The organism is Vibrio sp. 10N.286.48.C11 (assembly GCF_041469805.1).
In the GTDB taxonomy this organism is placed as follows: domain Bacteria; phylum Pseudomonadota; class Gammaproteobacteria; order Enterobacterales; family Vibrionaceae; genus Vibrio; species Vibrio crassostreae_C.
The window spans coordinates 16,111-37,477 of record NZ_JBFRLK010000015.1; the positions used below are offsets into that span (position 1 = coordinate 16,111).

The window sequence follows — 21,367 nt, forward strand, 5'->3', positions numbered from 1 at the left end:
TTGAAAGTCTCAAATAGTTGTTTGAAATTTGGCTATTTGACAAGGTTCTGTTTTTCAAGCCTAACTAATTGAGTTAATTCACTCTATATTTTCAATTAACCCCTACACAGTAACAGCAATACCCGTTACATTAACCCGCATCCCCTTTAGATGGTTCAAAGTATGTTTCATCCTATTTCGTTGTTTGTTGGCCTACGCTATTTGAAAGGCCGTTCAGGTGATCGCTTTAGCCGTTTTGTTTCTTATATGTCGACGGCAGGTATCACCATTGGTGTGCTGTCTTTGGTTACTGTTTTATCGGTAATGAATGGATTCGAAGCGCAGTTAAAAGACCGAATTCTTGGTGTTCTTCCTCAAGCGGTGGTTTATGAGCAAGGTGGCACTACCTCTCTTTCTGCCCAAGCGCCTAATTTTGCAGAACAAATCTCGCTTAATGGTCACGTTGAACCGATTGTCCGCAGTGAGGCAGTGATTCAGAGTCCGGCTCAATTATCTGCGGGTTTGTTAATTGGCATTGAACCCAATTCAGATGACCCTCTTCAGAACCACTTGATTGCGGGCAGATTGTCTTCACTTAAAGCGGGTCAATATCAGTTGTTCCTCGGTCATACTTTGGCGAGAAATTTGAAGGTATCTATGGGTGACAAAGTTCGCTTGATGGTGACCAGCGCTAGCCAATACACCCCATTAGGTCGTATTCCAAGCCAACGAAATTTCACCGTTGCCGGTATTTTCAATACAGGTTCTGATATCGACGCTCAACTTATGGTGACGGATATCCAAGATGCTGGGCGTTTGATGCGTTATAAGTCAGACACCATTTCAGGTTGGCGACTGTTTTTTGAAGACCCATTTGAAGTCGCGGAACTATCGAACCAACCCTTACCTGATGGATGGTTGTGGAGCGATTGGCGTGACCAACGTGGCGAGCTGTTCCAAGCGGTTCGTATGGAGAAAAACATGATGGGCCTAATGCTTGGTCTGATCATCGGGGTTGCTGCATTTAATATTATCTCTGCGCTGATTATGGTGGTGATGGAGAAACAATCTGAGGTCGCGATACTTAAAACTCAGGGCATGACTGACGGCCAAGTGATGGGCATCTTTATGGTTCAGGGCGCGAGTAGTGGCGTGATTGGCGCACTATCCGGCGGCGCACTAGGTGTTGTTCTGGCAATGAACCTTAACCCGATTTTAGAAGCGATGGGTGTTGCTCTATTCTCGTTTGGTGGTCAGTTACCTATTTTGATTAACCCAATTCAAATCGCTGTTGTTGTGGTTCTGGCTATTGCACTTAGCCTGATTGCCACTGTATTCCCTTCTTATCGTGCATCGTCTGTGAAACCTGCTGAGGCCCTTCGTTATGAGTAATTTTCTTCAATGTAATGATATCCGTAAAACGTACCGTGAAGGCTCGTTAGATACTGAGGTGCTCAAGGGAGTCAGCTTTGACATCGAAAAGGGTGAGCTAGTAGCAATCATCGGTACCTCTGGCTCGGGCAAAAGTACCTTACTGCATATCTTAGGCGCATTAGACGATGCTTCTGCGGGCAGTGTGAGTTTTCTTGGTCAAGATTTAGCATCTTTGAGTTCGAATAAGCAGGCGAAGCTTCGCAACCAGCATCTTGGCTTTGTGTATCAGTTCCATCATCTTCTATCTGACTTTTCAGCTTTAGAAAACGTGGCGATGCCGTTATTGATTGGCGGCGAAAAGCCCGCTAAAGCAAAGCAAGAAGCACAACGTTTGTTGGACAAAGTTGGATTGAGTCACCGCGTGGACCACCGACCTTCAGAGCTTTCTGGTGGCGAGAGGCAACGTGTGGCGATTGCTCGTGCATTGGTGAATAAGCCTGCGCTAGTGTTGGCGGATGAACCAACCGGTAACCTTGACCATAACACCGCACTGTCTATTTACGACTTAATGCGTGAACTGAACCGTGAATACGATACTGCCTTTTTGGTCGTGACTCACGATGGTGAACTTGCCGGTAAGATGGATCGCCAACTTCACATGCAAGATGGTTTACTGGTCAACGTAGAAAAAGAGGAGAGCTAAGTGTTTTCCTCTTTATCTCTATTGATAGGCGGCCGATTTAGCCGTGCGAAACAACGAGACAAGATGGTGTCGTTCATCTCATTGTCTTCGACGATTGGTATTGCGGTTGGTGTCGCGGTGATCATTATCGGCTTATCTGCGATGAATGGCTTTGAGCGAGAGCTTCAATCACGAGTACTTTCTGTCATTCCTCATGGTGAATTTGAAGGCGTGAATGAGCCTGTGACTCGTTGGGAGCACGTGATTGAGGAGTCGGTTAAGCACGATAAAGTCGTTGCTGCTGCGCCTTATGTAAAAATTACAGCGCTTGCTGAAAAGGGCAAAGAACTCAAAGCAATTGAAGTTCGCGGCGTTGACCCACAACTTGAGCAACAAGTATCGAGCCTGTCGAGTTTTATCGATAAGCAAGCTTGGAGTGAGTTTAAAGCAGGGCAACAACAAATCATCTTAGGTTCTGGTGTAGCGAATGTGCTGGGTGCGAAAGTCGGTGATTATCTGACTTTGATGATTCCAGCGGTAAACGGTTCTGTGAAGGTTCAGGCGCCAAAGCGTGTTCGAGTGAAAGTGGTTGGCTTGCTGACGCTTAATGGCCAGATTGACCACAGCTTGGCTCTGATTCCGATTGGTGATGCTCAGGTCTACGCCAACTTAGGTGAGGCGGTAACTGGAGTCTCTTTAAAAGTGACCGATGTGCTGAACGCGAACTCTATTGTGCGTGAAGTGGGCAATCAGCTTGATGTGTATGTGTATCTACGAAGCTGGCAGCAGAAGTTTGGTTTCTTGTATCGAGATATCCAACTCGTTCGTACCATCATGTATCTGGTGATGGTACTGGTTATTGGTGTGGCTTGTTTCAATATTGTCTCGACGCTAATGATGGCAGTAAAAGACAGAGCATCAGAGATCGCGATTTTAAGAACCATGGGTGCATCAGACGGCCTTGTGAAGCGCATCTTTGTTTGGCAGGGCGTATTCTCAGGCGTGTTAGGCAGTTTAGTGGGCAGTGCAATAGGTGTGCTAGTCGCTCTTAATCTCACGACACTAATCAAAGGACTTGAAAAGTTGGTCGATCACCAGTTCTTGTCCGGTGATATCTATTTTGTCGACTTCTTGCCATCACAACTTGATATGACGGATGTTGTTGTGGTTTCCGGCACTGCGATTGTGCTGAGTTTACTGGCGACATGGTACCCAGCATCACGCGCGGCGAAGTTGAATCCAGCCTCAGTGCTGAGTTCTAAATAGCATTCGCCTAAATAACAGGCCGTCAGTTTTCAGTCGATACAAAAAAGGATCCCAGTGGGATCCTTTTTTATTGAATTCAATTCGTGTTCTTTACGACTTTCGTTACATGCCAATCTTGCAGAGGTAAGTAGCTCATCCGATTTTAACTTGTGTACGTTTTAAGTGAAGCGCATACAAGGTTAGATTGAATAACAAGAAATGGCGTTCAGTGCCTTGCTTGTCGCTTCTTCCAACTTCTTACTACTGAGTAGCGCCATAAACCGCGAATACCAAAGTAGCCAATCATTGCTGAAACCACGCCACAAATCAGACAACCCAATAAGAACGGAGGCCCTATAGTGCTCATTTGCGCCAAGATGAAGTCCCAAGACAATTCGAAATGGAAGGCTTGCGGTGGCACATGCATAACAAACGCCCCGACTTTATAAGCAAAGTAGAAGAGAACAGGCATGGTAACCGGGTTACTGATCCAAACAAGTGCGACAGCTAAAGGCAGGTTAACGCCACATGCGACAGCAAGGCCTGCAGACATAATCATTTGACTTGGTAGAGGGACAAACGCCATGAATAACCCAACAGCAAACGCGCCAGCCGCAGAGCGACGATTAAGGCACCATAAGTTGGGGTTGTACAAAACATTGCCAAAAACTTTCAATGCTTTCTGACGCTTGATTAGATCATGGTCAGGCATAAATCGTTTGATAAACTTTCTTGGCATAGGAGGAAGCTACTCTCTTGTTTAACACTTGGTTCTTGATTTCATTTGCTGCGACAGTTGTGTCTGCCAGCTTCTGGCCTGTGATGCCACATTGGGTTTGGGCACCATTGATGCTGTTGTTACTGCTAGCACCAACAAAGTATAGCGTTTTCCGGAGTGCAAGAGGTCCAGTAACAGCATTGATACTAGTTATCTGCCTAGGGAATGCGATTGAAATACAAACGAGTCGCTTATTCCAATCAGGGCAGAATACTACCATAAATGCGTCGGTTGTTAGCCTTTTTAGTGAAAATAGCCACGGTTTTGAAAGCGTAATAGTAGTCAGATCAATTGGCGGCGAAAAATTAATCTTTCCTCAATTGATAAAATTGCGTTTGTTTACTCCTTTCAAGCTAACGCTTGGAGATGATGTCTATTTATCGGCCTCAATAAAGCCGATATGGGGCAAACTCAACGAAGCCGGCTTTGACCGAGAAAAGTACTTGTTTAGTGCTGGCGTGGTTGCCAATGCAACTTACAGAGCAGATACCAAGTACCGAATTCATTCTAGCACCAACTTACGCGCCCAATGGTTTGAAGCCAGCCTTGAAAGGTTAAGTCTGCTGGCAAATCAAGATCTCATTATCGCTTTGAGTTTTGGATATCGAGACCTTATTCCGCCTCAGCGGTGGGATATGCTTAAAAGCAGTGGCCTGATTCACTTGATGGCTATTTCGGGGCTGCATATTGGGATTGCCTTTGGTATCGGCTATCAGATTGGCAAGATATTAAGGTTACTTTCCCCTTCATTTCTTTGGTTACCTACAATATTCGGGCTCGGCTTGGCGTATTTCTATAGTTGGTTTGCTGGATTCACGCTGCCAACTTTGAGAGCTTTGGTGATGTGCGTTATCGCGAGTTATTTCTTGTGGCGTGGGCAAAATATCAGTTTGCTTCGGTATGTTACTTTAAGTGTGTGCGTGGTTCTGCTGATTTGGCCGTTTTCAGCTTTGTCGAGCAGTTTTTGGTTGTCCTTTGGTGCATTGGGCGCTGTTTTCTATATCGCCTGTAATACTCAGCGCTCAGCTTCAAGCTTTACATTTATCGACTACGCACTCCAACTTATTAAGCTTCAACTGATGCTGACATTCCTTATCGCGCCTTCCTCGATGTTGTTTTTCAAAGGAGTCAGTTTAGTCTCTGTTTTCTACAACTTGTTCCTTTTGCCTTGGGTATCGATGGTGACGATCCCGCTGTTGTTTCTGGCAATGTTTCTAAGCTTAATATCGGAGTCAGTGTCTGGCGTGGTTGGTATAACAGCGCTAGACAATGATTTGGTCAGTCAGCTGTGGAAGTTAGTCGACTTATCGCTTGAGCCTCTCGTATTTAGTCTTCCTTTCTCTGAGCGATTTTGGATCCAAGTCGATAATCAGACGATTGCATTATCAGTATTCCTTATCTTGTTTTTGAGCTTTGTTAGTCGGTATTTCAAGCGAACATTATCGATATTGGTAACTGCAGTGTTTGTGCTGTGGTGGGAGTTCAGCAAACCCCAGCAAGACAAACTAACTATTGATATCTTGGATGTTGGGCATGGGTTGTCTTTGGTCTTGGAAAAGAACAATCAGATTGTTGTTTATGATCTTGGCAATGCGTGGCCAGGAGGCTCGGTTGTTGAGTCTTTGTTGATTCCTACTTTGAATCAGCGCGGGATTTATGAATTAGAAGGCCTGATTGTGAGTCATTTCGATTCTGACCATGCTGGTGGTTATCCGACATTACTTGAGAACTATACGCCAAAGTGGATAAGAACCAGTCAGAACATTATTCAAGAACGCCAATCTATCACTCAAGCCCCGTCTAATATTCAAACATGTACTATTGGAGAGGTTTGGAACTGGCAAGATGTTGTTTTTGAGGTGTTGTGGCCGCCTAAGCAAGTAAAGAGGGCGTATAACCCACATTCGTGTGTGGTCAAGATCTCAGATCATAGTGCTGATTTCTCAATGTTGCTCACTGGTGATATTGAACTGGTAAGTGAGTGGTTACTTGCTCGTGAAGGAGAACAGCTAAGGAGTGATGTTATGTTGGTTCCGCATCATGGCAGCGATTCGTCATCGATTAAGTCGTTTATTGAGGCGGTGTCTCCTCAGCTGGCGATAGCTTCTCTTGCCAAAGGCAACCAGTGGGGAATGCCGAGTGAGTTTGTTATTGAACGTTATCAGGAAGCGGGGAGTACTTGGCTAGATACTGGAGAAAGCGGACAAATAACCATCACTCTTAGCAAAGAAGGTTGGCAATATCATGCGATTAGAGAACAACAAGGCGGGCAGTGGTATAGGCAGATGCTCCGTAAGGGAGTAGAATAGATAGATTATTGTGAGAAAATTAAGCGATTCTATGTCAACACAAACAGATGAAACTACCTGGGTCACATTTAAAAGACTTTGGACTTATATTCGATTATATAAGGCCGGCCTAGGTGTTGCGGTAATTGCGCTTATTATAAATGCCGTTTCTGATACCTATATGATTTCCTTACTAAAGCCGTTACTTGATGAAGGCTTTGGTAATGCTGAATCTGACTTTTTACGTACACTTCCACTTATTATCTTTGCCATGATGTTCGTTCGTGGCGTCAGTGGCTTTGTTTCAACCTATTGCTTGAGTTGGGTCTCTGGCAATGTGGTGATGGAAATTCGTCGTAAGATTTTCAGCCATTTCATGCACATGCCTGTTTCTTTCTTCGATAAAGAACAGACAGGCGCATTGCTATCTCGAATTACTTACGATTCAGAGCAAGTGTCTGCAGCAACCAGTAAAGCGTTAGTCAGTATTGTCCGTGAAGGTGCAAGTATTATTGGCTTGTTGACGCTGATGTTCTGGAATAGTTGGCAGTTATCTTTGGTGTTATTTGCTGTAGCGCCTTTGGTTGCTTGGGCGATCAGTATCGTATCGAAGCGATTCAGAAAGATCTCTAAGAACATGCAAACTAGCATGGGTCACGTTGCTTCTTCAGCTGAACAAATGCTGAAAGGGCATAAGGTGGTTCTAACTTACGGTGGTCAAGATCTAGAAAAACACCGCTTTGATAAAGTTAGTAACCAAATGCGCCAACAAAGCATGAAGTTAATCACTGCTCAAGCGGCCGCTAACCCAATAATTCAGATGATTGCGTCTGTTGCCGTTGTGACTGTGTTGATCTTAGCTAGCTTTGACTCTATTCGAGCTGAGTTAACCCCCGGCACATTTACTGTTATTTTCTCTGCGATGTTCGGCTTAATGCGCCCATTAAAAGCACTAACTAGTGTAACGTCTCAGTTCCAACGCGGTATGGCAGCGAGTACAACTCTATTTGGTTTGATGGATCTAGATACTGAGCAAAACAAAGGGACGTTGAAGCCTGAATCTGTAACGGGTGAAGTTGCAGTAAAAGATGTCACGTTTACTTATGAAGGAGCAGAGAAACCAGCACTTGATAAGGTCAGCTTCAATATACCGAAAGGTAAAACAGTTGCGCTTGTTGGGCGTTCTGGCTCGGGCAAGAGTACCATTGCCAACCTATTTACTCGTTTTTATGATGTAGACTCAGGTTCAATTGAGCTTGACGGCCACGACATTCGTGATTACGAATTGAGAAACCTGCGGGAGCACTTTGCTCTTGTATCTCAAAATGTGCACCTATTTAATGATACGGTCGCGAACAACATCGCTTACGCCGCACACGATGAATATTCCCGCGAACAGATTGAACATGCAGCTAAACTTGCCCATGCGAGTGAGTTTATCGAAAACATGGAAAACGGTATTGATACGGTTGTTGGCGAGAATGGTGGTAATCTATCAGGTGGTCAAAGACAGCGAATTGCGATTGCACGAGCGCTATTGAGAGATGCACCAGTTTTGATTCTTGATGAGGCAACGTCTGCACTGGATACCGAGTCAGAGAGAGCGATTCAATCTGCACTAGAAGAACTGCAGAAAGACAAAACAGTATTAGTTATCGCACACCGACTCTCTACGATCGAGCAAGCTGATGAGATTCTAGTGGTTGATGATGGTCATATTGTAGAAAGGGGCGCACATGCTGAGCTAATCGCGCATGATGGTGCTTATGCACAATTACACCGAATTCAGTTCAGCGGATAAATTAGGTTTTGTTGTGATCGAAAAGATTTGGTTTAACAATCACCCGTTGAAATATCTTCTCTGGCCGCTATTGTGGCCACTGAGTCTGCTGTTCAAATTGATTAGTGGTCAACGTCGTGATGCTTACCTCTCTGGGAAGAAAGAGACCTACCGCCCGCCTTTACCTGTTATTGTTGTGGGCAATATTACCGCTGGTGGAAATGGTAAAACCCCGGTTGTGATTTGGTTAGTAGAAATGCTTCAGGCTCACGGCTTTAAACCTGGAGTTGTGTCTCGTGGTTACGGTGCAAAAGCACCAAGCTATCCGTTAGTGTTGAATGAAAATACGCCAGCAGAGCATTCGGGTGATGAACCTCGCTTGATTCGTAAGCGAACTGGTGCGCCAGTCGCAGTCGACCCTGTGCGAGCTAACGCAGTGAAAGCATTGCTGAGCAAAGGTGTTGATGTGATTATCACTGACGATGGCCTTCAGCATTACGCGCTTGAACGCGACATTGAATTTGCAGTTATCGACGGCGCAAGACGCTTTGGTAGCGAATGCCTAATTCCTTTAGGCCCGTTAAGAGAGCCTGTATCTCGTTTAGATGAAGTCGACTTTTTGGTTAACAATGGCGGTAAAGCGCATGGGCGAGAGTTCTCGATGTCTTTGCTTCCAAGCCAAGCGGTTAACCTAAAGACTGGTCAGAAAAGGTCTGTGGCAGAATTACAGAAGCTGGTTGCTTTTGCCGGTATTGGCCACCCACCGCGCTTTTTTAAAACATTGGAAGATCTTGATGGTGATGTGGTATTCACACAGGGTTTCGCCGATCATCAAGATTTTGATAAAGATGAACTTCATGCCTTAGCTAAGAAAGGTATGAATCTGATTATGACAGAAAAAGACGCTGTAAAATGCGAAGAATATGCTCAAGATAACTGGTGGTATCTTCCAGTTTCTGCGCAGTTCGATGAAGATTCGCAACAGCAAATTTTAAAAAGAATAAAAGAGGTTATGGAATACTATGGATCACCGTCTACTTGAGATCGTTGCTTGCCCTGTATGTAAAGGTAAACTAACTTTTGACAAGGATAAGCAAGAGCTTGTTTGTAAAATTGATCGCCTTGCTTACCCAATTAAAGAGGGTATTCCTGTTCTTTTAGAACCTGAAGCTCGCACCGTTTCTATGGATGAGGGTAAGTAATGTCTTATACGGTTGTTATACCTGCAAGATACCAATCGAGCCGTTTACCAGGGAAGCCACTTGCTGACATTGGTGGAAAGCCGATGATTCAATGGGTATACGAACAGTCAATGAAAGCGGGTGCCGATAACGTTATTATCGCTACCGACGACGCTCGAGTTGAAAAAGCGGCTAAAGCATTTGGCGCGACCGTTTGTATGACATCACCGAATCACGAATCGGGCACTGAACGCCTAGCTGAAGTGATTGAAGTTATGAATATTCCTGATGATCATATTATCGTGAATGTTCAAGGTGATGAGCCACTTATCCCACCTTCGATCATTAATCAGGTTGCCAACAATCTTGCTAACAGTACAGCTCCGATGGCAACGTTAGGTGTGGAAATCACTCATGCTGATGAAGTGTTTAACCCTAATGCCGTTAAAGTTGTAACCGATAAAGACGGTTATGCCTTGTATTTTAGCCGAGCAACCATCCCTTGGGATCGCGATGCTTACGCGAACAACGGTACTGCAGCGGAATCTCCTTTGCTTCGTCATATTGGTATCTATGCTTACCGAGCGGGTTTTATCAATACCTACATTAACTGGGAACCAAGCACTCTTGAACGTATTGAGTGCCTAGAGCAATTACGAGTACTTTGGTACGGTGAAAAAATCCACGTAGACGTTGCGGCGGAAGCACCTGCGGCTGGTGTTGATACGCCTGAAGACCTAGAAGCGGTTCGAGCTATTATTGGTTAAGCTTCTTTGAGCGAATTCTTGTTTGCTCTACAAAATGAAAAATCATGAGCCTTGCCTATTGCGAGGCTTTTTTCTATCTATCGAAAAGTGCGCTATCGAAAAGCGCGTGCGTGTCTTATTAGCCTAAGCAAACGGATATTGAGATAGTTGCATTGGTTTATGCATCATCAACACGGAATTATCTGAGATTTACCTCGCTCGAGTTCCAATTTTTCTCTATAATATGCCGCCTATAAAGTAGTGGCGAATCGCTAGTACAGAATAAAACTTACGACAAAACGTGGAGTAAAAGATGCCTTCTCAAAGCCCAGTGATTACGGTTGATGGACCAAGTGGTGCAGGTAAAGGTACCCTGTGTATGTTGCTAGCAGATAAGCTAGGCTTTCATCTTCTAGACTCAGGCGCGATCTATCGCGTATTGGCTTTAGCGGCAATTCACCATGGTGTGGATACTGAATCAGAGGATGCTTTAGTACCGCTTGCTACACACTTAGACGTGCAGTTTATTGCTGAAGGCGACTTAGTTAAGGTTATCCTAGAAGGTGAAGATGTGTCTGGTGAACTTCGTAAAGAAGAGACTGGCATGGCGGCTTCAAAAGTTGCTGCTTTACCTCGCGTTCGCGAAGCACTGCTTCGTCGTCAACGTGCATTCAGCGCTGCGCCTGGTTTGGTTGCAGATGGCCGTGACATGGGAACGGTTGTGTTTCCTGAAGCTGAAGCGAAAATATTTTTAGATGCAAGTGCTGAAGAGCGTGCGAGTCGCCGCCTTAAACAGTTGCAACAGAAGGGGTTAGATGTTAAATTTGACGACCTTTTGAGCGAGATCCAAGAGCGAGACGACCGAGATCGTAATCGCCCAGTGGCGCCACTTCGCCCTGCAGAGGATGCTCTAGTGCTTGATTCCACCTCAATGAATATTGAGCAGGTAGTAGAAAAAGCACTACACTATATTGAATCGAAACTGGCTGGGTAATTTCGCCGAGCTAGTACGAACGTTGGTCGCAAGGATGATGACCGGCGAATTTATCAACCCCATGCGGTAGGATACCCATGGACGTTTAATTATTGAAGATTAAATAATGACTGAATCTTTTGCTCAACTCTTTGAAGAGTTTCTATCTGAAACTGAATTCCAACAAGGCAGCATCGTTAAAGGTACTGTAGTAGCTATCGAGAACGGTTTCGTTCTTGTAGATGCTGGTCTTAAGTCTGAATCTGCTATCCCTGCTGAACAATTCAAGAACGCTGCTGGCGAACTTGAAGTTGAAGTTGGTGCTGAAGTAGACGTAGCTCTAGACGCTGTTGAAGATGGTTTCGGTGAAACTCAACTTTCTCGTGAGAAAGCTAAGCGTCACGAAGCTTGGATCGTACTTGAGAAAGCTTGCGAAGAAGCTGAAACTGTTGTTGGTATCATCAACGGTAAAGTTAAAGGCGGTTTCACTGTTGAACTTAACGGTATCCGTGCTTTCCTTCCAGGTTCTCTAGTAGACGTACGTCCTATCCGTGACACTGCTCACCTAGAAAACAAAGAGCTAGAGTTCAAAGTAATCAAGCTAGACCAGAAGCGTAACAACGTTGTTGTTTCTCGTCGTGCTGTTATCGAATCTGAAAACAGTGTTGAGCGTGACGAACTTCTTGAAACTCTACAAGAAGGTACTGAAGTTAAAGGTATCGTTAAGAACCTTACTGACTACGGTGCATTCGTTGACCTTGGCGGTGTTGACGGTCTTCTACATATCACAGATATGGCTTGGAAGCGCGTTAAGCACCCATCAGAGATCGTTAACGTTGGTGACGAAATCCTAGTTAAAGTTCTTAAGTTCGATCGTGAGCGCACTCGTGTTTCACTAGGTCTTAAGCAACTAGGCGAAGATCCATGGGTAGCAATCGCTAAGCGTTACCCAGAAGGTCACAAGCTTTCTGGTCGTGTTACAAACCTAACTGACTACGGCTGCTTCGTTGAAATCGAAGAAGGCGTTGAAGGTCTAGTACACGTTTCTGAAATGGATTGGACTAACAAGAACATCCACCCTTCTAAAGTTGTTAATGTTGGCGACGAAGTTGAGGTTATGGTTCTTGATATCGACGAAGAACGTCGTCGTATCTCTCTAGGTCTGAAACAGTGTAAAGCTAACCCATGGCAGTCATTTGCAGAAATGCAAGCTAAGGGCGACAAAGTTACTGGTAAGATCAAGTCTATCACTGACTTTGGTATCTTCATCGGTCTAGAAGGCGGTATCGACGGTCTTGTACACCTATCTGACATTTCTTGGAACGCTGCCGGCGAAGAAGCTGTACGTGAATACAAGAAAGGCGACGAAATCTCTGCTGTTGTTCTAGCAGTAGATGCAGAGCGTGAGCGTATTTCTCTTGGCGTTAAGCAAATGGAAAACGACCCGTTCAACGCATACGTTGCTGACAACAAGAAAGGTGTTCTTGTAAACGGTACTGTTACTGCAGTTGACGCGAAAGGCGCTACTATCGAGCTAATCGAAGGCGTTGAAGGTTACATCCGCGCTTCTGAAGTTTCTCGCGACCGTATCGAAGATGCATCTCTAATCCTAAGCGTTGGCGACAGCGTTGAAGCGAAGTTCACTGGTGTAGACCGTAAGAACCGCGTAATCAACCTATCTATCAAAGCTAAAGATGAAGCTGATGAGCAAGAAGCAATGGCTTCACTGAACAAGTCTGAAGAAGGCGCGTTCGGTAACGCAATGGCAGACGCATTCAAAGCTGCTAAAGGCGAATAATAGCTTCTCATTAAGAGAATTATAGCTATCTAGCCAAGAAAGGAGCCGTAAGGCTCCTTTTTTTTTGCTTATTTTTCCGATAGGTCTATAATTTCTAAAAAGAAAACCAACGAGGGTAACTATGACTAAGTCTGAATTGATTGAGAGACTGTGCGCTGAGCAAACGCATCTTTCTGCAAAAGAAATTGAAGACGCTGTAAAAGACATTTTAGAGCATATGGCTTCAACACTAGAAAGTGGTGATCGAATCGAAATTCGCGGTTTTGGCAGCTTTTCTCTGCATTATCGTGAGCCTCGTGTTGGACGTAACCCAAAGACTGGTGACAAGGTTGAGTTAGAAGGTAAATACGTTCCTCACTTCAAACCAGGTAAAGAGCTGCGTGAACGAGTAAACTCAGGAATGTAGCCTACTTATCGGAATTAAGAAAAGCGGCATACTATAATGTATGCCGCTTTTTTATGACCATAATATGGTGGTCTGATTAGTAATTTTCCTGCATAATCGTACAGCTAACCAACCAATGAGTGATGAACTATGAAAATTATAAAAATAGTCGCCGTTATCGCACTTTTCCTAATTGCACTGGCTTTAGGCTCTCAAAACCAAACAACTGTGAATTTCAACTATCTGCTAGCGCAAGGTGACTTCCACCTATCAAGTTTATTAGGTGTTGTATTCGTTTCAGGCTTCGCCCTTGCTTGGTTAGTCTTTGGTAATATGCACATGCGGTCTCAGCTAAAAATTCATCGCTTGAAGAAGCAACTCAATAAGCAATCAAAGCAGGTCCCTGCTGATACTAAAGCTTAAAGGCTATATTTGATGTTAGAGTTACTGTTCTTACTTTTGCCCATCGCAGCCGCTTATGGCTGGTATATGGGTAATCGTAACGCTCAGCAAGAAAAACAAAAGCAATCACACCAGATCTCCCGTCAATACGTGACGGGTTTGAACCTATTACTGTCAGATCAATCTGACAAAGCGGTTGATCACTTTATTGAACTGCTTCAAGTAGACAATGAAACCATCGATACTCACTTGGCTTTGGGCAACTTGTTCCGCTCAAGAGGCGAAGTCGACCGCGCTATTCGTATTCACCAAAATCTCATCTCTCGTTCGGGGCTTACCCTCGATCAGAAAAATCTCGCACTGCAACAATTAGCTAAAGACTACATGGTCTCAGGCTTCCTTGATCGCGCTGAAAAAATCTTTGAACAACTTGTAGAAGAACCTGACCATAAAGAGGGCGCTTTACAGCAGTTGGTGGCTATTTATCAGCAGACCCGTGAGTGGAACAAGGCTATCCATTACGGAAATATCTTAGTTAAGCTCGGCAAGAAAAAAATGAAGATGCGTGCCACAGTCGCGCATTTCTGGTGTGAGCTTGCAATGCAAGAACAAGCCGATGGTAATCGTTCTAAAGCGCTTCAGCATTTTAAGAAGGCGCTTTCTGAAGACCCTAAATGTGTTCGCGCAAGTATCGCACTAGGGAAGTTCCACTTAGCGAACGAAGATTACCAAAAGACAATTGATTGTCTTGAATCGGTACTTGAACAAGATATCGATTTTATCAGTGAGGTGTTGCCAACCCTTGCTGAGTGTTACCACAAGCTTGGACAAGAAGCTCAATTGGTCGAGTTCCTCAAAGCGTGTATTCAGAAGAAAGCCGGTGTATCTGCCGAACTGATGCTGGCGCAATTGGTTGCTCACCATGAAGATGTAGGCTCTGCTCAAGAGTTACTGACAAAGCAGCTTGTTAAAAATCCAACCATGAAAGGTTTTTATCGATTAATCGATTACCACCTAGCGGAAGCAGAAGAAGGCCGAGCAAAAGACAGCTTAACCACACTTCAATCTATGGTTGGTGAACAGCTTAAGGTTAAGCCTCATTACCGTTGTCGTCAGTGTGGTTTCTCGACACACTCTTTGTATTGGCACTGCCCTTCATGTAAAGGGTGGGGGACGATCAAGCCTATTCGTGGGCTTGATGGTGAATAGATTTGTGGTCACTTTAAGACCAAATTATTAATTGCAGCTTTCGGGCTGCATTTTTATGACTGTTATTTATCACCTGCTTAGGTGATTAGAAATTTTTAGAAAGTTAACTGCGTTAGGAGATGAAATGAACGACCAAAAAATCATTGTAGCCTTGGATTATGATAATCAAGCGGATGCGTTAGCCTTTGTCGATCGAATTGACCCAGCATCTTGCCGCCTAAAAGTGGGCAAAGAGATGTTTACCCTGTTTGGCCCTGAATTTGTTCGTGAATTACATAAGCGTGGTTTCTCAGTATTTTTAGACCTTAAATTCCACGACATCCCGAACACATGTTCAAAAGCAGTCCGTGCTGCCGCTGAACTGGGTGTTTGGATGGTGAACGTACACGCAAGTGGCGGTGAGCGTATGATGACGGCTTCTCGCGAAATCTTAGAACCTTATGGCAAAGATCGTCCACTGTTAATCGGTGTAACGGTACTCACCAGTATGGAGCAATCTGACTTAGCGGGTATCGGTCTGGATCTTGAACCACAACAACACGTGATGCGCTTGGCTTCTCTAACGAAAAACTCTGGCTTAGACGGTGTTGTATGTTCTGCACAAGAGGCTTCTTTGCTTAAAGGTGCACTTGGTCAAGAGTTCAAGCTAGTTACTCCAGGTATTCGTCCTGTCGGCGCAGATGTTGGTGACCAGAAGCGCATCATGACGCCTTCTAAAGCGATTGAATCAGGTTCAGACTACCTTGTTATTGGTCGTCCGATTACGCAAGCGATAGACCCTGCTGCTGTACTTGCAGAGATCAACGGTACGCTTGCTTAAGTCTATATTTGGATTGAGATATAAATAAAGAAGGCCAGCAAATTGCTGGCCTTAATTTTTTAGTCTGGATTAGTCTAAACTGGACTGAATGTTCTGTGTGGAGCCTAAACCGGAGCACCACTATGGAATTTGAAGTCGCTGTCTTCTGAAGTGATAAGATCAGCTTCTACTTGAGCAAAATGCGAAATACGCTCTGAAATATCTTTCCCTGCGATCTGTTCTGCTAGCTCAAGGTAATCTTGGTAGTGGCGAGCTTCTGAACGAAGTAGAGATACGTAAAACTTCTCCATGTCTTCTTCCAAGAAAGGAGCCAATTTAGCGAAGCGCTCACAAGAGCGAGCTTCAATAAACGCACCGATGATAAGCTTATCAACCAGAGCATCAGGCTCGTAAGTCTTAACTTGTTTGATCAAGCCCTTAGCGTAACGACCCGCCTCGATTGGCTGGTAAGTCACGCCTTTCTTCTCCATCAACTCCATGACTTGGTAGAAGTGATGCAGCTCTTCTTTGATCAGTAAAACCATCTTATCGATTAGGTCAGCACCGTAATTACAGCCTTCTTTCGCTGTGATTTGCTTGGATACGTTGCTTTTACCACGCAGAGACTCTAAGTCTCCGATACGACGGTAAGCAAATTGCTCGTATGGCAAAATCCATTCATTCAGTTGCTTCGCGCTTTCTTTATCGACGGCGTACTTGCGAATAAGGAATAAAGCACTCTGTGCCGCCTTAAGTTCACACAGCATGTGATCGCGTAGAATGATGTGAAGATTTTCTGGCTTTTTGGCTTCATCTATCCATGAATCTGGCGTTTCGGCTTTAAGAAAAGAGTGGATTGGAGCGAGTAATTCTTGATACATGGTCAGGGAAAGTTTGTTGATAATGCGGGGATTTTATCACAGCTCAAGAGATCTCCCTATACAGAGAAAGGAAATTCAACAGCTACTAAAAAGGCCGCCTATTTAATGTAAATAAGGCGGCCTTTAAGTGTTGAGTTAGACTGTTACCATTTCTTCTTCTGACCGAAGAGGGCATCCATATCGTCTTCTCGTTCTTTAGATTCCATCTGCTGCAAATCTTGAGCGTTTTTGTCTTGGCGTTTCTGGTCAAGCTCGTTAAGCATCTGTTGAAGCTTTTCTTTGGCTTGATTAGAGTACGAGTCGTTCTTAGTCGCCAAAGCATCAATACCTTTGCGTAATAGCTGAATCGCTGTTCCCGGTTGTCCGCGAGAAATCGAATCGTTTGCACGTTTGATAACATTTTCAATGTTAATACGGATTTGAATTGTTTCTAGGCGAGCATTTTCAACCACATAAGCTTGAGTCTCGAAACGGCCTTTATTGTGCTCGTTGCGCACCGTATCACGCAGGCGTTTAACTAACTTAAGCATCATGATCGCTTGCTTGTCACTACTTGGTACGCGGAAAGCGGTACTCTCGCCACCTTTGTAGTTCTCTTTTAGCTGAGTGATTTGTTGTTTTACGCTTTCAATGCGTTGGGCAAGCTGCTTATTTTTTGGATCGAGTTGATACATGTTTTCTAATGCATCAAGAATTCGATTGTTTAAGCATACAAGAAGATCTTGGCTAAACGGCATGTGATGAGCGTTGCCAATCAGTTCTTCTGTACCGTCAATAATGGTTAGATAACGAGAAGCTTCCTGTTTCTTCGCTGTTTCTACCTTAACTTTATATTGAAGCATGATGTTGTAGCCTAAAACTAACACCAAAAGAACGGCTACTAAGACGATTATTAAACCAATATTCATATATTTGAGTCTGCTTATTATTTTCTATAGCTAACTGGAGAGGATACACGATTCCATTGTGTATCGGCACTCGTAAATTGCAATTTCTGATTATCTCTTGTTGAGCGAAATCGGCAATCAAAACTTACCAACTAATGTATGAGAATGAGGGTTGGGTTGCAAAGCGTTAGTGATGTTTTTGTTTGTTAAGCTAGAAAAACTCAATTTTCCTGTCATTTTTGTGTTCGAAGCGTTATAACTATTAATTATATTACACGCGACTATAACGCTCTCTTTGCAAATAAGTTAGCACAGAAATGAGTAAAGGATTACGAGGTTAGATATGAAGTTACAGCAACTGAAGTACATTGTTGAGGTTGTAAACCATAACCTAAATGTTTCAGCTACAGCAGAGAGTTTGTACACATCTCAGCCTGGCATTAGTAAGCAAGTTAGATTACTTGAAGACGAACTAGGCATTCAGATTTTTGAGCGTAGCGGCAAGCATCTAACGCAGGTTACCCAAGCGGGTGAGGATATCATTCGTATCTCTCAAGAGATTTTGGCGCGCGTTGAAAGCATTAAAGCGGTGGCGGGTGAACACACACATCCAGAGATGGGTACATTGAATATTTCAACGACTCATACTCAAGCTCGTTATGCACTGCCTGATGTGATTAAAGGTTTCACGGCGCGCTATCCAAAAGTATCGCTTCACATGCACCAAGGTACGCCAAGCCAAATGTCAGAAGCCGTCGCTAAAGGTACAGCGAATTTTGCGATTGCAACGGAAGCGCTACACCTTTACCAAGATGCGATTATGCTGCCTTGTTACCACTGGAACCGTTCGATCGTCGTGACCAAAGATCATCCCCTGGCACAGAAGCGTAATATCACGATCGAAGATCTTGCGGCTTACTCTCTCGTGACTTATGTATTTGGTTTCACTGGCCGTTCTGAGCTTGATACCGCGTTTAACAAAGTAGGTTTAACACCGCGTGTTGTGTTTACTGCGACCGATGCAGACGTAATCAAAACCTACGTTCGTATGGGCATTGGTGTTGGTGTAATTGCAAGTATGGCTATTGACCACGAGCAAGATACTGATTTGGTTGCGATTGATGCGAGCCATCTATTTGGTGCGAGCACAACCAGCATTGGGTTTAGAAAAGGCACCTTCTTGCGTTCTTACATGTTTGATTTCATGGAGCGTTTTGCACCGCACTTAACTCGCCCTGTGGTTGAGCAAGCTATTTCTTTGAAATCGAACGAAGAGATCGAAGAGATGTTTAAAGATATCGAACTGCCAGTTCGTTAATCTCATCGTGTAAATTTTGATTCTTATTCGGCCTGTATTTGCAGGCCGTTTTTCTTTTGGGCTTTTAGTTTTCGTTTTCTTTATCGGGCCTTTCCATTTCGACCTCTTACCCCTACAATCCACGCATCATAGGGGGAAGCATGCATTCACGATTTAAAATACTCGATTCATTTTTGCTAGAGCACCAGATTTACTGGCGTTCAGAGCCTTTTCACCTATGCCAAACTCAACAGCAGCCGTGGAAAGAGGTCAATCGTCCACTCGTTGATTGGTTAGAAAGCTTAGATAATGAAAGCATTCAAACCTTAAAAGAGCAGCCTCAGCTTTTGATTGAGGAACTGACTCGTTTCCTACCTGAATTAGAAACTGCTACCCAAAACATCCAGTTCGATAACACTGCTTTGGTTGGTTTAGACCTCCCACGTGGTACTGCTGATGGTATTCCTGGCCGAAAGCTACATCAAATTGTCGCAATGGGCGAGGCTGCATTATGCCATCACCATGGCAAAGAGTGGCTCGAGTGGTGTTCTGGTAAAGGCTTTCTTGGTCGAATCCTATCTCAGCAATCGGATCAAAAAGTCACTAGCTTTGAATGGCAGCAATCGTTATGCGAAAGCGGACAAAAGATTGCGGATGACCAGAAGTTAGCGATGGATTTTGTTCAAGGAGATGCGTTTTCAGACAAGGCCGATGACGTGTTTAATTCGTACCAACATGCCGTGGCCCTTCATGCTTGTGGTGATCTTCATGTTGAGCTAGTTAAAAAGTCAGTGTCACATGGGCTACCAGCGGTCACTATTTCTCCTTGTTGTTATCATCTTATTCGAGACGAAAACTATCAAGCGATGTCTTCTATCGCGAAAAGCTCAGCATTAACGTTAAGTAAGAGCGACTTGAGAATCCCGCTTCAAGAAACCGTTACTGGTGGTGAAAGAGTAAAAAGACATCGTCAACTAGAGATGAGCTATCGTCTAGGCTTCAGCCAGTTGCTTAAGGCTGAACTTAACATTGACGAATACATTCCTGTACCGAGCATCAAAAAATCAGAGTTAGCTGAGGGTTTTGAATCTTTCTGCCGTTGGGCATCTGAAGTGAAAGAGCTATCGCTGGGCTCAGATATTGATTTTGACTCTTATTTGATTCAAGGCGAAGCGCTTTTCTGGGAAATGGAAAAGCTGAGTTTGGTTCAACAAGTCTTTAGACGACCATTAGAGATATGGCTGGCTTTAGATCGCGCTATCTATCTGCAAGAGCAAGGTTATGAAGCTACGATTGAAGAGTTCTGTGAACGCAGTATTACGCCAAGAAATTTATTGATTCATGGGGTTAAAATCGAGTGCTAGTGGTAAACTGTACTGTTACGTGTTTTTACGAACTAAATCTATTAATGCAAAAAAGCCAGCGCGACATAATGTCGTACTGGCTTTTTGTTTAATGTGTATGAGTTAACTGAACGCTTCAACGAGAAGATTATTGCGTTCAGTTAGTCATTACATCATTAGTTAAACATTGCGATTGCTTCTGCTGGGTCTACGTATTCAAGGTCAAAGCTTTCTGCAACTTCTTTACAAGTTACTTTACCGTGAATAACGTTTAGACCTTCTAGGAAGCCTTCATCAGATAGAAGTGCTTCGCGGTAGCCTTTGTTCGCTAGCTTAACAATGTAAGGAAGTGTTGCATTGTTTAGTGCGTAAGTTGAAGTACGAGCAACAGCGCCAGGCATGTTTGCAACACAGTAGTGAACTACGTCATCAACAATGTAAGTTGGGTCTGCGTGAGTGGTTGCGTGAGAAGTCTCGAAACAACCGCCTTGGTCGATTGCAACATCAACAACTGCTGAACCTGGCTTCATCTTAGCGATGTGCTCTTTTGTAACCAATTTTGGAGCTGCTGCGCCAGGAATTAGTACTGCACCAATTACTAGGTCTGCTTCTAGAACATGCTTCTCAATGGCGTCTTCAGTAGAATAAACCACTTTTGCGCGACCTTGGAATTCTTCATCAAGTCGACGCAGTGTATCTACGTTACGGTCAAGAATTGTAACATCAGCGCGAAGGCCTACAGCCATACGTGCTGCGTTAGCACCTACAACACCGCCACCAACAACAACAACTTTTGCTGGTTCAACACCTGGAACGCCACCAAGAAGAAGACCACAACCACCGTTAGATTTCTCTAATGTTTGTGCACCTGCTTGAATAGACATACGACCCGCTACTTCAGACATTGGTGCTAATAGTGGCAAGCGACCCATATTATCTGTTACAGTCTCATAGGCTACGCAGACAGCTTTGCTCTTGATAAGCTCTTCAGTTTGTGGAAAATCTGGTGCAAGGTGTAAATAGGTAAATAATATTTGCCCTTCGCGAAGCATAGCTCGCTCGACAGCTTGAGGTTCTTTAACCTTTACAATCATCTCTGCTTTCGCGAAAACGTCAGCAGCAGTAGGAAGAATGGATGCGCCTACAGCGATGTAATCATCGTCTGAAAAACCGATACCAGTACCGGCATTGGTTTCTACAAAAACTTGGTGGCCGTGTGAGATTAGTTCTCTCACGCTAGCTGGGGTCATACCAACGCGGTATTCGTGGTTCTTGATTTCCTTAGGTACGCCAATGATCATCCTGACTCCTCATTTTATTTTGGTTGTTTTATCTATGTG

General features: G+C 44.1%; 20 protein-coding genes. 16 read left to right on the forward strand and 4 right to left on the reverse strand.

Features of this window, described 5'->3' with window-relative positions; genetic code table 11:
• Positions 1–162 precede the first annotated feature (162 nt).
• The 3 genes from lolC to lolE are packed head-to-tail and all read left to right on the forward strand — an operon-like array spanning position 163 to position 3,301.
• The gene (lolC, locus tag AB4209_RS05270) at positions 163–1,371 is read left to right on the forward strand and encodes a lipoprotein-releasing ABC transporter permease subunit LolC (protein WP_136974182.1); all 1,209 of its coding nucleotides are present in this window, start codon (positions 163–165) and stop codon (positions 1,369–1,371) included.
• On the forward strand, positions 1,364–2,056 hold the full coding sequence (gene lolD / locus AB4209_RS05275; protein WP_017060230.1) for a lipoprotein-releasing ABC transporter ATP-binding protein LolD: 693 nt from the start codon (positions 1,364–1,366) through the stop codon (positions 2,054–2,056). Before lolC ends, lolD begins: the two co-directional genes overlap by 8 nt.
• Positions 2,057–3,301, forward strand: a complete 1,245-nt coding sequence (lolE, locus tag AB4209_RS05280; protein ID WP_017060231.1) for a lipoprotein-releasing ABC transporter permease subunit LolE — start codon at positions 2,057–2,059, stop codon at positions 3,299–3,301.
• A 205-nt stretch (positions 3,302–3,506) separates the two neighbouring features.
• On the opposite strand, the gene AB4209_RS05285 is transcribed toward lolE, so the two are convergent.
• The gene (locus AB4209_RS05285) at positions 3,507–4,019 is read right to left on the reverse strand and encodes a DUF2062 domain-containing protein (protein WP_017060232.1); all 513 of its coding nucleotides are present in this window, start codon (positions 4,017–4,019) and stop codon (positions 3,507–3,509) included.
• A 17-nt stretch (positions 4,020–4,036) separates the two neighbouring features.
• Between AB4209_RS05285 and AB4209_RS05290 the strand changes: the two genes are divergently transcribed.
• The 11 genes from AB4209_RS05290 to pyrF all read left to right on the forward strand — a co-directional run bounded on the left by AB4209_RS05290 (position 4,037) and on the right by pyrF (position 15,640).
• Entirely contained in the window at positions 4,037–6,367 is a 2,331-nt protein-coding gene (locus tag AB4209_RS05290; protein WP_372055075.1) for a DNA internalization-related competence protein ComEC/Rec2, read from the forward strand.
• Between the two features lie 31 nt (positions 6,368–6,398).
• A complete protein-coding gene (gene msbA / locus AB4209_RS05295) occupies positions 6,399–8,147 on the forward strand; it encodes a lipid A ABC transporter ATP-binding protein/permease MsbA (protein WP_372055077.1) in 1,749 nt (582 codons plus the stop codon).
• Positions 8,148–8,160: 13 nt separating this feature from the next.
• Complete coding sequence (lpxK, locus tag AB4209_RS05300) at positions 8,161–9,168, forward strand: tetraacyldisaccharide 4'-kinase (protein ID WP_029235494.1); 1,008 nt, start codon at positions 8,161–8,163, stop codon at positions 9,166–9,168.
• Complete coding sequence (locus AB4209_RS05305; protein ID WP_004736429.1) at positions 9,149–9,328, forward strand: Trm112 family protein; 180 nt, start codon at positions 9,149–9,151, stop codon at positions 9,326–9,328. The genes lpxK and AB4209_RS05305 overlap by 20 nt, the downstream gene beginning before the upstream one ends.
• Complete coding sequence (gene kdsB / locus AB4209_RS05310) at positions 9,328–10,074, forward strand: 3-deoxy-manno-octulosonate cytidylyltransferase (protein WP_017060236.1); 747 nt, start codon at positions 9,328–9,330, stop codon at positions 10,072–10,074. Before AB4209_RS05305 ends, kdsB begins: the two co-directional genes overlap by 1 nt.
• Positions 10,075–10,366: 292 nt before the next feature.
• Complete coding sequence (cmk, locus tag AB4209_RS05315; RefSeq protein WP_017060237.1) at positions 10,367–11,047, forward strand: (d)CMP kinase; 681 nt, start codon at positions 10,367–10,369, stop codon at positions 11,045–11,047.
• 106 nt (positions 11,048–11,153) lie between these two features.
• Positions 11,154–12,824 (forward strand): 30S ribosomal protein S1, encoded by a 1,671-nt coding sequence (gene rpsA, locus AB4209_RS05320; protein WP_010439921.1) that lies wholly within the window; start codon positions 11,154–11,156, stop codon positions 12,822–12,824.
• Positions 12,825–12,945: 121 nt separating this feature from the next.
• Positions 12,946–13,230: an integration host factor subunit beta gene (gene ihfB, locus AB4209_RS05325; protein ID WP_017060238.1), complete on the forward strand. Its 285-nt coding sequence runs from the start codon at positions 12,946–12,948 to the stop codon at positions 13,228–13,230.
• Positions 13,231–13,359: 129 nt separating this feature from the next.
• The gene (locus AB4209_RS05330) at positions 13,360–13,632 is read left to right on the forward strand and encodes a LapA family protein (protein ID WP_017060239.1); all 273 of its coding nucleotides are present in this window, start codon (positions 13,360–13,362) and stop codon (positions 13,630–13,632) included.
• A 12-nt stretch (positions 13,633–13,644) separates the two neighbouring features.
• Positions 13,645–14,820 carry a lipopolysaccharide assembly protein LapB gene (gene lapB, locus AB4209_RS05335; protein ID WP_017060240.1) on the forward strand — a complete coding sequence of 392 codons (1,176 nt, stop codon included), beginning with the start codon at positions 13,645–13,647 and terminating at the stop codon, positions 14,818–14,820.
• A 124-nt stretch (positions 14,821–14,944) separates the two neighbouring features.
• On the forward strand, positions 14,945–15,640 hold the full coding sequence (gene pyrF / locus AB4209_RS05340) for an orotidine-5'-phosphate decarboxylase (protein WP_017060241.1): 696 nt from the start codon (positions 14,945–14,947) through the stop codon (positions 15,638–15,640).
• Between the two features lie 104 nt (positions 15,641–15,744).
• Here the strand turns inward: pyrF and miaE are convergent, their stop codons facing one another.
• Together miaE and AB4209_RS05350 are read right to left on the reverse strand one after the other, a co-directional pair.
• Positions 15,745–16,500, reverse strand: coding sequence for a tRNA isopentenyl-2-thiomethyl-A-37 hydroxylase MiaE (gene miaE / locus AB4209_RS05345; RefSeq protein WP_017060242.1), 756 nt, complete (start codon positions 16,498–16,500; stop codon positions 15,745–15,747).
• A gap of 143 nt (positions 16,501–16,643) precedes the next feature.
• Positions 16,644–17,408, reverse strand: a complete 765-nt coding sequence (locus tag AB4209_RS05350; RefSeq protein WP_017060243.1) for a hypothetical protein — start codon at positions 17,406–17,408, stop codon at positions 16,644–16,646.
• Positions 17,409–17,730: 322 nt separating this feature from the next.
• Here AB4209_RS05350 and cysB point away from each other — a divergent pair, with 322 nt between their 5' ends.
• Positions 17,731–18,705: an HTH-type transcriptional regulator CysB gene (gene cysB / locus AB4209_RS05355; protein WP_017060244.1), complete on the forward strand. Its 975-nt coding sequence runs from the start codon at positions 17,731–17,733 to the stop codon at positions 18,703–18,705.
• 140 nt (positions 18,706–18,845) lie between these two features.
• Positions 18,846–20,048, forward strand: a complete 1,203-nt coding sequence (locus AB4209_RS05360) for a methyltransferase (RefSeq protein ID WP_372055079.1) — start codon at positions 18,846–18,848, stop codon at positions 20,046–20,048.
• Between the two features lie 155 nt (positions 20,049–20,203).
• Here the strand turns inward: AB4209_RS05360 and ald are convergent, their stop codons facing one another.
• Positions 20,204–21,328: an alanine dehydrogenase gene (ald, locus tag AB4209_RS05365; protein ID WP_017060246.1), complete on the reverse strand. Its 1,125-nt coding sequence runs from the start codon at positions 21,326–21,328 to the stop codon at positions 20,204–20,206.
• Between the last annotated feature and the right edge of the window lie 39 nt (positions 21,329–21,367).

Bases quoted from the DNA above. Each gene is read 5' to 3' on its own strand.
- AB4209_RS05285 (WP_017060232.1), bottom strand. From the start codon at position 4,019: ATGCCAAGAAAGTTTATCAAACGATTTATGCCTGACCATGATCTAATC.
- ihfB (WP_017060238.1), top strand. From the start codon at position 12,946: ATGACTAAGTCTGAATTGATTGAGAGACTGTGCGCTGAGCAAACGCAT.
- kdsB (WP_017060236.1), top strand. From the start codon at position 9,328: ATGTCTTATACGGTTGTTATACCTGCAAGATACCAATCGAGCCGTTTA.
- lolD (WP_017060230.1), top strand. From the start codon at position 1,364: ATGAGTAATTTTCTTCAATGTAATGATATCCGTAAAACGTACCGTGAA.
- pyrF (WP_017060241.1), top strand. From the start codon at position 14,945: ATGAACGACCAAAAAATCATTGTAGCCTTGGATTATGATAATCAAGCG.
- rpsA (WP_010439921.1), top strand. From the start codon at position 11,154: ATGACTGAATCTTTTGCTCAACTCTTTGAAGAGTTTCTATCTGAAACT.
- cmk (WP_017060237.1), top strand. From the start codon at position 10,367: ATGCCTTCTCAAAGCCCAGTGATTACGGTTGATGGACCAAGTGGTGCA.
- AB4209_RS05350 (WP_017060243.1), bottom strand. From the start codon at position 17,408: ATGAATATTGGTTTAATAATCGTCTTAGTAGCCGTTCTTTTGGTGTTA.
- msbA (WP_372055077.1), top strand. From the start codon at position 6,399: ATGTCAACACAAACAGATGAAACTACCTGGGTCACATTTAAAAGACTT.
- miaE (WP_017060242.1), bottom strand. From the start codon at position 16,500: ATGTATCAAGAATTACTCGCTCCAATCCACTCTTTTCTTAAAGCCGAA.
- AB4209_RS05305 (WP_004736429.1), top strand. From the start codon at position 9,149: ATGGATCACCGTCTACTTGAGATCGTTGCTTGCCCTGTATGTAAAGGT.
- lolC (WP_136974182.1), top strand. From the start codon at position 163: ATGTTTCATCCTATTTCGTTGTTTGTTGGCCTACGCTATTTGAAAGGC.
- AB4209_RS05330 (WP_017060239.1), top strand. From the start codon at position 13,360: ATGAAAATTATAAAAATAGTCGCCGTTATCGCACTTTTCCTAATTGCA.
- lapB (WP_017060240.1), top strand. From the start codon at position 13,645: ATGTTAGAGTTACTGTTCTTACTTTTGCCCATCGCAGCCGCTTATGGC.
- cysB (WP_017060244.1), top strand. From the start codon at position 17,731: ATGAAGTTACAGCAACTGAAGTACATTGTTGAGGTTGTAAACCATAAC.
- AB4209_RS05360 (WP_372055079.1), top strand. From the start codon at position 18,846: ATGCATTCACGATTTAAAATACTCGATTCATTTTTGCTAGAGCACCAG.
- ald (WP_017060246.1), bottom strand. From the start codon at position 21,328: ATGATCATTGGCGTACCTAAGGAAATCAAGAACCACGAATACCGCGTT.